At 64.7% G+C, this 13,179-nt stretch carries 11 protein-coding genes and 1 pseudogene; 7 read left to right on the top strand and 5 right to left on the bottom strand.

Translation table 11 applies throughout. The features are described from left to right. From ACXJL8_RS17265 to ACXJL8_RS17245, 5 genes are all read right to left on the bottom strand, one after another. On the bottom strand, positions 1 to 703 hold a 703-nt coding region (locus ACXJL8_RS17265; RefSeq protein ID WP_456685289.1), incomplete at its 3' end, for an amidohydrolase family protein. Positions 704 to 725: 22 nt separating this feature from the next. Further along, positions 726 to 1,568 carry a shikimate dehydrogenase gene (locus ACXJL8_RS17260; RefSeq protein ID WP_456621657.1) on the bottom strand — a complete coding sequence of 281 codons (843 nt, stop codon included), beginning with the start codon at positions 1,566 to 1,568 and terminating at the stop codon, positions 726 to 728. A 571-nt stretch (positions 1,569 to 2,139) separates the two neighbouring features. Further along, complete coding sequence (locus ACXJL8_RS17255) at positions 2,140 to 2,988, bottom strand: SDR family NAD(P)-dependent oxidoreductase (protein WP_456621658.1); 849 nt, start codon at positions 2,986 to 2,988, stop codon at positions 2,140 to 2,142. A 9-nt stretch (positions 2,989 to 2,997) separates the two neighbouring features. Continuing rightward, a complete protein-coding gene (locus ACXJL8_RS17250) occupies positions 2,998 to 3,549 on the bottom strand; it encodes a carboxymuconolactone decarboxylase family protein (RefSeq protein ID WP_456621659.1) in 552 nt (183 codons plus the stop codon). Next, positions 3,527 to 4,228 carry a TetR/AcrR family transcriptional regulator gene (locus ACXJL8_RS17245; protein ID WP_456685288.1) on the bottom strand — a complete coding sequence of 234 codons (702 nt, stop codon included), beginning with the start codon at positions 4,226 to 4,228 and terminating at the stop codon, positions 3,527 to 3,529. Before ACXJL8_RS17245 ends, ACXJL8_RS17250 begins: the two co-directional genes overlap by 23 nt. A 167-nt stretch (positions 4,229 to 4,395) precedes the next feature. On the opposite strand from ACXJL8_RS17245, the gene ACXJL8_RS17240 reads away from it, so the two are divergent. The 7 genes and pseudogenes from ACXJL8_RS17240 to ACXJL8_RS17210 form a co-directional block, all read left to right on the top strand. Beyond that, complete coding sequence (locus tag ACXJL8_RS17240) at positions 4,396 to 5,601, top strand: ABC transporter substrate-binding protein (protein ID WP_456621661.1); 1,206 nt, start codon at positions 4,396 to 4,398, stop codon at positions 5,599 to 5,601. A 3-nt stretch (positions 5,602 to 5,604) separates the two neighbouring features. Continuing rightward, positions 5,605 to 6,498, top strand: a complete 894-nt coding sequence (locus tag ACXJL8_RS17235; protein WP_456621662.1) for an MBL fold metallo-hydrolase — start codon at positions 5,605 to 5,607, stop codon at positions 6,496 to 6,498. Between the two features lie 11 nt (positions 6,499 to 6,509). Next, complete coding sequence (locus ACXJL8_RS17230; protein ID WP_456621663.1) at positions 6,510 to 7,478, top strand: Bug family tripartite tricarboxylate transporter substrate binding protein; 969 nt, start codon at positions 6,510 to 6,512, stop codon at positions 7,476 to 7,478. A gap of 40 nt (positions 7,479 to 7,518) precedes the next feature. Then, positions 7,519 to 8,055, top strand: a complete 537-nt coding sequence (locus tag ACXJL8_RS17225) for a VOC family protein (RefSeq protein ID WP_456621664.1) — start codon at positions 7,519 to 7,521, stop codon at positions 8,053 to 8,055. A gap of 325 nt (positions 8,056 to 8,380) precedes the next feature. Next, entirely contained in the window at positions 8,381 to 10,687 is a 2,307-nt protein-coding gene (locus tag ACXJL8_RS17220) for a caspase family protein (RefSeq protein WP_456621665.1), read from the top strand. A gap of 58 nt (positions 10,688 to 10,745) precedes the next feature. Continuing rightward, entirely contained in the window at positions 10,746 to 11,558 is an 813-nt protein-coding gene (locus ACXJL8_RS17215) for a class I SAM-dependent methyltransferase (protein WP_456621666.1), read from the top strand. A 134-nt stretch (positions 11,559 to 11,692) separates the two neighbouring features. Next, a pseudogene (locus ACXJL8_RS17210) lies at positions 11,693 to 13,179 on the top strand (hypothetical protein); the annotation flags it as partial.

Below are 13,179 nucleotides of genomic sequence, written 5' to 3'. Positions count from 1 at the left end.
GGAACGGATAGTCCGAGCCCCAGACGCAGCGATCGAGCGAAAAGGCTTCGACCAGCGCGGCGATGAACGGCCAGGTGTCTTCGTAAGGATGCGGCTGCTGCGAGAACTTGTAATAGCCGGACAGTTTTATGTGGGCGTCGCGCTCGCGGCCGATCGCCAGCAGCGCCTGGAAAGCTTTGCCCTGCAATCCCTGCGCGACCGACGGCCGCCCGCAATGATCGAACACCAGACGCACGGGTGATTTTTCGATAAGCGGCAAGAGCGGAATGAGCTGATCGTTCTCGACCTGGATTTGCAGGAACAGGCCGAGGCTGGTCAGCTTCTCCAGCAGCGGAGCCGTATCGCGATAATAATCGGCGCCGTGGAACGGCACATTGAAGGCGACGCCGACCACGCCGGCCGCCTTCAAGCGTTCGAGCTCGTCAGTGTCGACGTCGTTCTCGACCACTGCGACACCCCTGAAGCGGCCGCCGCCCTGCTTCAGCGTGTCGAGCAGGATGCGGCTGTCGCTGCCATAGCCGGTGTTGGTCGCGACCACGAGCGCGTGGCGGACATCGAAGGCGTCGAACACCCGGATCAGCTGCGCTGCGGGTGCGATCTCCTGACCGCTCGGCCGGTACGGCGTGTCGGGACCATAGGGAAAACGGACCGGGTCGATGGCATGGATGTGGCAATCGATTTTGGGGCACGCCGGCAAGGTCATGGCGTAAAACTCCCCTCGCGCGTCAGAACGTCGCCTCGATGGCCTTGATCAGCTCAGGCGTCACGTCCGGCATGATTCCGAACCAGGCCTTGAAGGCGAGCCGGGCCTGGTTGAGCAAGAGGCCGAGCCCGTTCACGGTCACGCAGCCCCGTGCGCGGGCCTCGGCCAGGAACGGCGTCTCCAGCGGCGTATAGATCAGATCGGCGGTGAGCGTGGTGGACTTCAAGCGCGAGAGGTCGATGTCGAGCGCGCTCTTGCCGACCATGCCGCGATCGGTGCAGTTGACGAGCAGCGCGACATCCGCGAGCGCGGCGCCGCGATCGTCCCAGGCAACGGTGCTGACGACGGAGCCGAATTCCTTTGCGATCGCCTGCGCTTTCTCGGCCGTGCGATTGGCGATGCGGATCTCGCGGGCGCCGTTTTCGAGCAGCGCCACGACCACCGCGCGCGAGGCGCCGCCTGCGCCCAGCAGCAGGATCGGCCCCGCATCGCCGCGCCAGTCGGCCTTGGCATCGCGCAGGCTCTGCACGAAGCCGTTGCCGTCATTGTTGAAGCCCGAGAGCGTGCCGTCGGCTTCGACGACGATGGTGTTGACGGCGCCGATGCGCTTTGCGGTCTCGTTGACATGGTCGAGCAGCGGCATCGCCGTCTGCTTGTGCGGCATGGTGACGTTGCAGCCGCGGAACCCGAGCGCGATCAGCCCGTCGAGCGCGTCCTCGAGCCGTTCCGGCTTGACGGCGAGCGGCACATAGGTGCCGCGGATGCCGTGCGCCTTCAGCCAGTAATTATGGATCACCGGCGAGCGCGAATGCGCGACCGGGAGCCCGATGATGCCCGCTAAACCAAATCCGTCCGCCTGCGACATGCTGCGCTTCCATCCTCGACCGCGCCCTTCGGCACGCGACCATTTTATTTGGTCATTTGTCCAAGACAATTAGAGGGAATGGCTAGCGCGTGCAATCTGAATCTGGGGACCTCTGCAGACCGGAATCGGGCGCCCGATTGGCGGCCTCAAATCACGCCGGCGCCCCAAATTTCCGTCGTCGTCCTGGCGAAGGCCAGGACCCATTACCCCAGGGAGAGGTTGTGGCGCGAAGTGGTAACTGCGGCCCCGCGTAACCACATCCGACGGTGGTTATGGGTCCTGGCCTTCGCCAGGACGACGTTGGGGAGATGTCGCTTCCAAGCACTCGTCGGGGTCGTAGCCGGATGGAGCTCAGCGAATCCGGGCAAGCAGCACCTGCATATCCCCGCCCGCTACGATATTTGCGTATCCACAAGCGCGACGTCATCCTGAGGTGCGCTCTTGCGCGCCTCGAAGGATGGGCCCCGAGCGGCTGTGGCCCGGATGGAGCGCAGCAAAATCCGGGGCAGTTCGCGCGTTGAGATCGCGATCCCGGATTACGCTACGCTCCATCCGGGCTACGGATCGGGACCTACATCCCGCTCAGGCCGCTATCCACCGCCAGCGTCTGCGCGGTGACGTAGACACTTTCGTCCGACAGGAAGAACAGCACGGCGTAGGCGATCTCCCAGGCTGTCGCCTGGCGGCCGAAGGGGACGTGGCCCTTGCCGCGCGAGGGCCGGCCGGCGCCGGCCTCGCGGCCGTTCGGGGTGTCGACGAGGCCGGGATAGACCAGATTGGCGCGGATGCCGCGGCGCGATCCGAGATGGGCGATGTTGCGCATCAGGCCGCCGAGCGCGGCCTTGGAGGAATCATACACCGCCATCTGCGAACCGGCCTTCAGCGCAGCGATCGAGGAAATGAAGACGATGGCGCCGCCATTGTCGAACTTCGGCATCGCTGCGCGGCAGCACAGCATCGGGCCGCGGACGTTGACGTCGTAGATCCTGTTCCACTCCTCGGGACTGACGGCATCGAGGCCAACTTGGCCGAAGGTGCCGATGTTCAAAACCATGCCGTCGAGCCCGCCCATCGCGCGGTGCGCTTCGTCGACCATGCGGACGACGTCTGCTTCGCTCGTGACGTCCGCCGCGATGGCAAAAGCCTCGCCGCCTTCGTCGGTGATGCGCTTCACCGTCTGCTCGGCGGAGGTGCGGTTGAGATCGGCCACCGCAACCTTCGCGCCCTCGCGTGCGCAAAGGATGCTCATGGCGCGGCCATTGCCGATCGGGTCGGTGGCGGCGTCGAACACGCGCTGGCCACCACCGACGATCAGGATGCGGCGCCCTTTCAGGCGTCCCCTGCCCGGGGCTTCGCCCAGCGATTCAAGGCTGGGGGGACGAACGTAGCGGTCCGGCTTGGTCTCGGAATTCTCAGCCATTTTGCTCGCCTACGTCTTGCCGCCGTCATAGACCTTCATGCCGGCCGCGGGATCGAGGTCGGTCTCGGTCGCCTCGGTGAGGCGCGCCATCATCATGTAGAAGCCGAGCGCGACGATGGATTCCACGACCTCCTGGTCGCTGAAGTGGCGACGCATGGCGGTGAAGGTGGCCTCCGCAACGCGGACGTTCTCGACGATTTCGCGGCCGAACTTGAGCAACGCGCGCTCGGCATCGCTTAAGCCGGCGGCATCGTAGTCACTGCGTTCCACCGCATCGATCTGCGCTTGCGTGCAGCCGACGCCGAGCGCGATCGGAACGTGCTGGCGCCATTCATAGGCGCCGCCTTCGAGCTGCGCGGCCTGGAGGATCAGAAGCTCGCGGTTGACGGCCGAGAGCTTCTGCTTGTGCAGGATGGAATTGCCGAGCCGCATCGCCGGGATCATGTTGGCCTCGGCATGGGCCATCATGCGAAAGATGTTGAGCTTGACCGGCATGCGGTCGAACGAGGCGCGGATGTCGCCGCTCGTCGTCTCCGGATCAATCAGGGGCAGCCTTGCCACGCGTCTCTCCCTTGGGTTTTCGTTTCTTGTTGTCGTTTGTCCCGCCATCCGCCGCGATCAGCGACAGGAAGAAAGCGAGGTAGCGATCGATCGCCTCGATCACCTTCGGCCGCGGCGACGGCGTCGCGCCCATCACGTAATGCTCGAGGCGGATGTAAATGAGGCCGGCGGCGAACAGCCGCGCGGTCTCGCGCGGATCCGGCGTCGAGACGAGGCCAGCGAGCGCAAAGCCGCGGAAGTAATCCGTCATCATGCTCTGCTCGCGCGCGTAAAAATGATCGGCGAATTTGGCGCGAATGCCGGGCACGCGGTTGCGCTCGGCGGTGATGACCTTCTGGAACTGGTGCTCGCGCGGATCGGACCATTGCTCGACCAAGTCCAACGCAAACTGCCGGCAGAACGCGGCGGGCTGGCGCGCCAGCTGCTTGTAGCGCGGCTCCTCCAGCCGGCTCGCCGAGCTGGCCGGGCCGTGCTCGGCAACGATCGCTTCGAGGATCGCGGCCTTGCCGGGGAAGTGATTGTAGARGCTGCTCTCGCGGATGCCGACACGGCGCGCCAGCTCGCGCATCGAGGCGCCGCCATAGCCGCTCTGCGCAAACAGGTTGAGCGCCTCGGAGAGGATGCGCTCGCGGGTCGTGGGCGCAGCCGCTTCTGCCGCGCTGGAGGTGTGGACAGCCATGCGGCTTGACTAACGAACGATCGTTCGCTAGTCAACCGTACGAACGATCGTTCGTTTCGCCAGTCTGGCGGCAACGATCGCGGCCCGCAAGTCCGCTTCGGGCGCTGTTCTCGCGTTTCAACTCCGCTCCAATGAGAGGCGGAGAGCAATTTTGGGGAGACGACGTCATGGCGCGCTTCGCCCGCCTTCGCGCGGCCTGCATCCTGCTGCCGATGCTCGCAGCAAGCACAGTTCAAGCCCAAAACACAAAATACGATCCCGGCGCCGACGACAAGACCATCAAGATCGGCACCACCGCGCCGCTGAGCGGCCCGGTCTCGGCCTTTGCGCAGATCGCGAAATCGGCGGAAGCCTATTTCCGCAAGGTCAACGACGACGGCGGCGTCAACGGCCGCCGCATCCAGATGATCATCGCCGACGATGCCTACAGCCCGCCGAAGACGGTGGAGCAGACGCGGCGGCTGGTCGAGAGCGAGGAAGTCCTGTTGATCTTCGGCGGCGTCGGCACGCCCACCAACAGCGCCGTGCACAAATATCTCAACGACCGCAAGGTGCCGCAGCTCTTTTTGGGCTCGGGCGCGGCGAAGTGGGACGATCCGAAGAATTTTCCCTGGACCGTCGGCTGGCAGCCGACCTATCGCGACGAGGCGATCGCCTATGCCAAATACATCAAGGCGAGCCATGCCAATGCGAAGATCGGCGTGCTCTACCAGAACGACGATCTCGGCAAGGACTATCTGAAGGCCCTGGAGGAAGGCCTCGGCAGCGGTGAAGCCATCGTCGCACGCGCGGCCTACGAGACCACGGCGCCGACCGTGGACACGCAGATGCTCCAACTGAAGACCGCCGGCGCCGATGTGGTGCTGGTGGCGGCGACGCCGAAATTTGCCGCACAGGCCATCCGCAAGATCGGCGAGATCGGCTGGAAGCCTGTGACGATCATTTCCAACGTCTCGGCCTCGATCAGCGGCGTGCTGGAGCCGGCCGGCAAGGACAATTCCACCGGAATCATCTCCAGCCAGTATTTGAAGGACGCGACCGATCCGGCCTCGAAGGACGATGCCGGCTACAAGGAATGGGTCGCCTTCATGGACAAGTATCTGCCCGAGGCCAACAAGAGCGACTGGCTCAACGTCTACGGCTACACCATCGCGCAGACGCTGGTCACGGTGCTGAAGGCATCCGGAAACGACCTCACCCGCGCCAACGTGATGAAGCAGGCGACGACCATGAAGGACGTGCGCCTGCCGATGCTGATCAACGGCACCGCGGTGAACAATTCCCCTGAGCATTACACGCCGATGACGAGCCTCCAGCTCATCCGCTTCGACGGCACGCGCTGGGTGCCGTTCGGCGACCTCCTGAAGAACTGAGCGATGCGGGGGTTGCGGATCGGCAGCATGCGGGTCGATCTCGTCAGCGAGATCGCCGCGCTCGCCTTCGACAAGACCTGGCTGTTCGCCAACGTCACCGACGCGGTGATCGCGGAGAACCGGAGCTGGCTCGATCATCGCTATATCGAGCCGGAGACCGGCCGCTTCATCCTGAGCCACCACTCCTATCTCGTGCGCACGCCGCACTGGACCGCCATCGTCGACACCTGCTGCGGCAATCACAAGCATCGACCGCGCGTGCCGGTGTGGAACGATCTCAACCAGCCCTATCTCGACAACATGCGGGCGCTGGGCGTCGCGCCCGAGCAGGTCGACTTCGTGATGTGCACGCATCTGCATGTCGACCACGTCGGCTGGAACACGCGCCTGATCGACGGCCGCTGGGTCCCGACCTTTCCCAACGCGCGCTATCTGATGGGACGCGCCGAATACCGCCACTTCGAGGCCGCGCACAACGCATCGCCGAAGAGCCCGGTGAACCATGGCTCGTTCGCGGATTCGGTGCTGCCGGTGGTCGCGGCCGGCCTCGCCGAATTCGTCGAGACCGATCATCGCCTGTTCGATGACCGCGACGCGGCCCTGCGCTTCGCGCCGGCGCCGGGGCACACCGCCGGCAACATGCAGATCCATCTGAACGGCGGCCACGACCACGCGGTGATGTCGGGCGACGTCATCCATCATCCGATCCAGTGCGCCGCGCCGTGGCTGTCGAATGCCGCCGATGTCGATCCGGCCGCGGCAATCGCGACACGGATGGCGCTGCTGGAGGAGATCGCGGACACGCCGAGCTATCTGCTCACCGGCCACTTTCCCGCCCCGACCGCGGGACGCGTGATCCGGCATGGCGAGGCCTACAGATTTCGTTTCGAGGATTAGGGGAAACCATCATGAAGCTGCGCATCGTCACGCTGTCATTGCTCGCATTGTTGTCGGCGGCGTTGCCGGCACGCGCCGAGGATCCTGCCGCCTACCCCACCCACAAGATCAAGATGCTGCTGCCCTACGCGGCCGGCGGCGGCGGCGACGTGGTCGGCCGGCTGCTCGCGGACAAGATGGGCAAGTCGCTGGGACAGAGCATCTATATCGAGAACCACACGGGTGCTGCCGGCACGCTCGGTACGCAGATGGTCGCGACATCGCCGAACGACGGCTACACCATCACCGTCGGCGGCATGACCACGCATGTGCTGGCACCCGCGATCTATCCAAAGCTACCCTACGATTCGATCAAGGATTTTACGACCATCGGCCGCGTCGGCGTTTCCTCGATCATCCTGGTGGCGACCAAGGATTTTGCCGCCAACGACATCAAGGGCCTGATCGCGCTCGCCAAGAGGGGGGAACCGATCCAGTACGGCAGTTGGGGCATCGGCTCGACCGGGCAGTTCTGCGCGGAAATCCTGATGCAGCAGACCGGCATCAAGATGGAGCACGTGCCGTTCAACGGCATCGCGAAACTCGCCGGCGACCTGCTCGGCGGCCACATTTCGCTGGCGACGCTCGACGTAGCGACCGCGACGCCGCTGGTGAAGGACGGCTCGATCAAGGCGCTGGCGGCCTGCGGCGAACGCTCGCCGAGCCTGCCGGATGTGGCAAGCTACAAGGAGCAGGGCGTGCCGTTCGACCGCAGCCTGTCCTGGGCGATGTATGCGCCCGCGGACCTCGCCGGACCGGTCGCGCAAAAACTGTCGGCGGCGCTCAAGGACGCGCTCGGCGACGCCGAGGTGAAGGCGAAGCTGCTGGCGCTCGGCATCACGCCGCAATTCGTCTCCGGTGAGGAGCAGCGCGACATCAACGCGCGCGACATCGCGGCCTGGAAGCAGGTTGCCAAGGACGCAGGCATCGAGGTCAAGTGAATCGAGGTCGAGTGAGACAGCTGACAACGGGAGCGCGGGCATGAGCCGCATCTTCGGCGCGGTGCGCCAGAACGGATATGTGGTGCGGGACATCCACGCCGCGATGAAGCACTGGATCGACGTGATGGGCGTCGGCCCCTGGTACTACATGGACCGCGTCAAGACCGACTGGTTCCGCCATCGCGGCCAGGACTCCGCCGTCGAGATGAGCATTGCGCTGGCCAATTCCGGCGATCTCCAGATCGAGCTGATCCAGCAGCGCACCGACGCGCCCTCGATGTACAAGGAGTTCCTCGATGCCGGCCGTGAAGGCCTCCAGCACATGTCGTACTGGAGCCACGACTACCAGGCGCTCTACGACAAGGCGATCGGGCTCGGCTACAGGATCGGCCATGAGGGCCAGATCGGCGGCGACAAGGGACGCTTTGCCTATTTCGACACCCAGGCCCATCCGGGAACAGTGATCGAGATCTCCGACATCAGCGGCACCAAGGGCCCGTTCTTCGAGCGCGTCCGGCAGGCGGCAGCGAGCTGGGACGGCACGCGGCCGATCCGCGAGGTCGGCGCGAAATCGTAAGACCGGTCACTGGCCACGGCGTCCGCATATGAGGTGGGCGTTCTGCGCGCTGAAGCTTCCGCAGCGTCATGGCCGGACTTGTCCCGGCCATCCACGTGCCAGCCAAGCGGAACGAAGAACGTGGATGCCCGGGCCTTCGCCTCGCCGGAGCGGCTTCGGCCGCGCAGGCGGGACAAGCCCGGGCATGACGACGTCGTGTAAATCGTCAAATATGATTGCCTCGGAACGCTGGCAGGAAGCGCCGGACGAAACCAAATAGAAATTGTATTGCGGCCCCGGTCGGATATTGTTTCCGGCATTTCCAGATCCCGGCTTGGGGGCCGTGATGAAATTCTTTTATCTGTTTGTTGTCAGCGCCCTGGCGCTCGCCTTCCAGCCTGCCGCGGCCTTCGCCGACCAGCGCATGGCGCTGGTGATGGGCAATTCCGCCTATCAGCGCGCGCCGCGCCTCTCCAATTCCGTCAACGACGCCAACCTTCTGGTCGAGACCTTCAAGAAGGCCGGCTTCACCGTGGTCGACGCCCGCAACGACCTGTCCGCCCAGGACATGCGGCGCACCTTGCGTGATTTCGGCGCCAAGGCCCGCAGCGCCGATATCGCCGTGGTCTACTATGCCGGCCACGGCATCGAGATCGACGGCAACAACTATCTCGTGCCCGTCGATGCCCAGCTCGAGAACGACACCGACGTCTATGACGAGACCATCGGGCTCGACCGCGTGCTGGTCGCCATCGAGCCCGCGAAACGGCTGCGCCTCGTCATTCTCGACGCCTGCCGCGACAATCCGTTCGCCAAGAACATGAAGCGCACGATGGCCTCCCGTGCGGTGGCGCGGGGCCTCGCGAAAGTCGAGCCGTCGAGCCCGAACACGCTGGTGGCGTTCGCCGCCAAGGCCGGCCTCACCGCGCTCGATGGCGACGGCAAGAACAGCCCGTTTGCGACCGCGCTGGCGCACCACCTCGCAACGCCCGGCCTCGATCTGCGCAAGGCGTTCGGCTATGTCCGCGACGAGGTGCTTCAGACCACCACCAACAGGCAGGAGCCGTTCATCTATGGCTCGCTCGGCGGCGACGACGTCGTGCTGGCGCCGGCGGCCGCGCCCCCTCCTCCACCTCCGATGCCCGTCGTGTCCGCTGATACGAGCGCATCGCGCGACTACGAGTTCTCGGAGCGCATCGGAACCGTCGAAGCCTGGGACGTCTACATCGCGGCCCATCCGAGCGGGTTCTACACCGATCTGGCAAAGGTCCAACGCAACAAGCTCGCCGCAGCCGCCGGTCGCACCGCGACTGCCGCGGTCGGGATTGAGCCGAAGAAGGTGCAGACCGCGCCCGTTCTGCCACCCCCGGAGGCCGCAAAGCCCGTCGCCGCACCGAAGCTTGCGGCAGCTCCGGCCATCGTCACGCCGCTCGCTCTCGTCACCACCCCGGCAACCGAGACGAAGAGCGTCGCCGCCGTGCCGGCATCGACCTGCACCACGCGCACCGCGCGGCGCGGCAACGATGCCGCCGGCGGTCCCTTCATTCCGGTCTCGATCAAGCCGAATGTCGAGGGTGCGAGCGTCCGGACCATCGCCGTCTCTCCCAATGCCAGGGAGATCGCGACCGCCGGCGACGACGGCATGATCCGGCTTTGGGAGGCCTCCTCGTTCCGGCTGACGCGCGTGCTGAAGGGACATTCCGGTCCGGTCTACGCGCTCGACTACTGGACCGACGGCACCCAGCTCGCCTCCGCCGGATGGGACGGCAAGGTCAAGGTGTGGGATCTCAAAAGCGACAGCCCGAGCCTGAGCTTCGATGCCGGCGCAAAACAGTTCGCGGTCGCCTTCGCGCCGGAAGCATCGCTCAAATATCTGGCGTCGGCCGGCGAGGATGGCGTGGTGAGGATCTGGAATCTCGCGACCCGCGAGCTCGCCAAGAGCAGGCTCGACCACCAGAGCGCCGATCCCGCGCGCGCGGCGGTCCGCTCCCTGAGCTACGCGCCCTCCGGCTCGGGCGAGTTCGTCTCGGCCGGCTTTGACGGCAAGATCAGGTTCTATCGCACCAGCGGCACCATCGACGCCAAGGACGCCTATGGCCGCAAGGCGCTGCGCGTGGCCTATTCGCCCGATGGGATGCGCGTGGTCACCGCCGGCTCCGATGCGGAGCTGGGTTCGGCAAAAGTGTGGGACGCGAGGGGCGGCAGCTCGCGGCTCCTCGCCGGCCATCGGGATTACGTCGTGTCCGCGAGCTGGTCCGCAGACAGCAAGCGCATCGTGACCGGCGGCGGCGGGCGCGACAAATCGGTGAATTTGTGGGACGCCGACAGCGGCCGCCTGCTGGCGAGCTTCGCCGGCCATCAGGAGGATGTCGAGGCCGTGGCGTTCTTTCCGGGCGGGACGCGGCTGATCTCCGCAAGCGAAGACAAGACCATCAAGGTCTGGGACATCGCCGAACGGCGCGCATTGCTGACCGCCATCGGCTTCGGCGACGACGGCTATGTCAGCTATACACCGGAAGGGTGCTACGCCGGATCGAGCGGCGTCGAAAGCCGGCTCAGCATCTTCAACGGCAGCCGCTACGAGCCGATGTCGCTGGAAGCGCGCAAGGCGATGCAGGAACCGGCAGGATTCACCTCGCTGCTGGCGCGGTAAATCACAGACACCACCCGCTCTGTGGTATGCTTCACGTCCAGCGTTCAGCGAGGCGACCATGTCCGATGCTGATAAGGTTTTCGCGGGCTCCATCCCCGGGATCTACGACACCTATTTCGTGCCGCTGATCTTCTCCGATTATGCCGACGACATCGCAAGGCGCGTCGCGGCGCTCGCGCCTTCGGCATTGCTGGAGACGGCCGCGGGCACCGGCGCGGTGACGCGCGCCGTGGCCGCCGCACTGCCTCACGGCCTCCGCTATGTTGCGACCGACCTCAACGAACCGATGCTCGCGATTGCGGCGCAGCGTCAGCGCGCGGATCCGCGCATCTCCTGGCGTCAGGCCGATGCGTCGGCCTTGCCCTTCGATGATGCCGGGTTCGACATGGTCTGCTGCCAGTTCGGCGCCATGTTCTTTCCGGACCGCGTCAAGGCGTATGCGGAGACGAAGCGCGTCCTGAAGCCGAACGGCACGTTCGTGTTCAATGTCTGGGACCGCATCGAGGAGAATGTGTTCGCGCATGAGACGACGATGGCCCTCGGCAAGCTGTTTCCCGATGACCCTCCCCGTTTCATGGCGCGGACGCCGCACGGCTATTTCGACAAGGCCGTCATCAAGGCCAATCTGGAGCAGGCGGGCTTTCGTCACATCTCGATTGAAACGCTTCCCGCGGTGAGCCGCGCTCCGACTCCCGACCTCGTGGCCTTCGCCTACTGCCAGGGAACGCCGCTGCGCGGCGAGATCGAGGCAAGAAGCGGCGGCGACCTTCAGGCAGCGACCGACGCCGTCACCGAGGCGATCCGGGCACGCCATGGATCCGGACCGGTCGAGGCCAAGATTCAAGCCCTGGTGATCACGGCGCGTCCCTAACCGCGGGACCAGCGCGATCTGCTTCCGGTCAAGGGCGCGAGGACAAGCGAGCAACGACAGTGACTGTAGAGCCAACTGGAAGAGTCGTCATAACGCTTCACGGCATCCGCACCTATGGCCGGTGGCAGGAGCGGTTGCGGAATATCCTCGAGAAGGACCAACGATGGCAGCATGAAGAACGGCGGGAAGTACTGGTCTACAAGTACGGTTTCTTCACCCTGTTTTCATTCCTGATTCCATTTCTTCGAAACCTGGCGGTGAAGCGATTCAGGGAATACCTCGAATCCATCTTCGAAACGGAGCCTCCGCGGCGCGTCGACATCATCGCACATAGCTTCGGAACGTATCTGGCGATAGAAGCGTTGGCGAGCCCGAAGCTTCCGATCGGCGTTCGGATCCACACTGCAATCCTGTGCGGCAGCGTGCTCCCGCCAAATCGCAATCTCAGCCGTCTTCTCGGCCAGAGCCGCACAGTCGGCCGAGTCGTCAATGACTGCGGCATCCATGACGACATATTGCTGCTGACTCTGCCGATACTTGGTGTTGGCATGGCGGGGCGCCTCGGTCTGCACGGCCTCGAAGGTCGCACGCTGCGCAATCGATACCACCGCCTTGGCCACAGCGGATACTTCGAGCGGGCCGGAGGCCGATCCTATGATGGATTCATGCGACGCTGGTGGCTGCCGCTCCTCTTGAGCGACGAGCTTCCGTCCGACAGGGACCGCAGACCCAGCCGTCCACCGCTCTCCGATCGCTTCTGGCGCCTGTTGGGCGAGAATGACGGGACACTTGCCATTGCCCTGTACGCAGGAATTCTATTTTCGCTGTCCGGGACTTTCGCCTATCTGTGGCGCGAGGCCGTCGCACAGCAGAAGATTGCGGTCGCCAACGAGAGTCATGCGCTGAGCGCGCTCTCGCGCATCGCCACCGGAAATCATCGATCAGTGGACGCGGTCAAGCTCGCCCTCGCGGCTTGGCCTCGGCTTGATCTTCGACCGTTCGCAACGCAATCATCTGGCAAATATCGTCCCAAGACTGATGCAGCTCTTCAGGCGCTTGCTGGAGCGATCGGCGCCGACCCCGGGCTGACGCGACGAATGCGGCACGACGGTCCCGTCATAGGCGCGATACTGACCAAGGACGAGCAGCGACTACTGTCCTGGTCCAAGGATGGCACCTTGCGCGCGTGGAACACATCGAACGGACGCCAAATTGGACCCGCAATGAGACATTTGCGCCAGATCGAGAAAGCACTCCTCTCAAGCGACGACAAGCGCATCCTCTCCTGGGACAACAACGAACTGCGAATGTGGGATGCAACCACCGGACTTCAGATCGGTCCAACCATGACCGACAAGGAATCGATCCGCGGCGCTCTCATAACGAGCGATGAGCGCCACATCATCTCGTGGGGCTCCGATCTGCTGATCTGGAATACTCCGTCCGAACAGCAGCAATCGCCGATAAGGATTCCGGAGGTGTTCATTCGCGATGCCTCTGCCGTCATGGCTGGACAGAGGCTCGTCTCCTGGAACAGCAGCCAGATCATCGTGCGTGACGTCGCAACCGGCGCCCAGCTCGGGCCCACGACGGAACACGATGTCAGTTCCGAGGATTGCCG

This window comes from Bradyrhizobium sp. P5_C11_2 (assembly GCF_054049755.1).
Note: the sequence above shows the minus strand (reverse complement) of the source record. Positions and strands in the feature narration are given on the sequence as shown.